Raw genomic sequence first — 650 nt, 5'->3', positions numbered from 1 at the left:
TCTTTGATACCAACGATTTCAACTTCTTCACCAACTTTGATGATACCGCGCTCTACACGACCGGTAACAACGGTACCACGGCCGGAGATGGAGAATACGTCTTCGATAGGCAGCAGGAACGGCTTGTCAATCGCACGCTCTGGTTCCGGGATGTAAGAATCTAGGAAGCCAGCCAGTTCGATGATTTTCGCTTCCCACTCTGCTTCGCCTTCCAGCGCTTTCAGAGCAGAACCACGAACGATCGGCGTGTCGTCGCCCGGGAAATCGTACTGAGACAGAAGTTCACGAACTTCCATTTCTACCAGTTCCAGCAGCTCTTCGTCATCAACCATGTCGCATTTGTTCAGGAACACGATGATGTACGGAACGCCTACCTGACGACCCAGCAGGATGTGCTCACGAGTCTGCGGCATCGGGCCGTCAGTCGCAGCAACAACCAGGATCGCGCCGTCCATCTGCGCAGCACCGGTGATCATGTTTTTAACATAGTCGGCGTGGCCCGGGCAGTCTACGTGTGCGTAGTGGCGAGTCGGGGTGTCATATTCAACGTGAGAAGTGTTGATGGTGATACCACGAGCTTTTTCTTCCGGCGCGTTATCGATCTGGTCGAATGCACGAGCAGCACCGCCGTAGGTTTTAGCCAGTACGGT

At 54.0% G+C, this 650-nt stretch carries 1 protein-coding gene; it reads right to left on the bottom strand.

What is annotated here, in order from left to right; all coding sequences use genetic code 11:
* A partial coding sequence (locus FDX11_RS25020; RefSeq protein ID WP_249357154.1) for a GTP-binding protein occupies nucleotides 1-650 on the bottom strand: 650 nt, incomplete at both ends.

The organism is Citrobacter sp. wls714 (assembly GCF_005281025.1).
Lineage (GTDB): Bacteria > Pseudomonadota > Gammaproteobacteria > Enterobacterales > Enterobacteriaceae > Citrobacter > Citrobacter werkmanii.
This window is presented reverse-complemented; position numbering and strand designations above follow the sequence as displayed.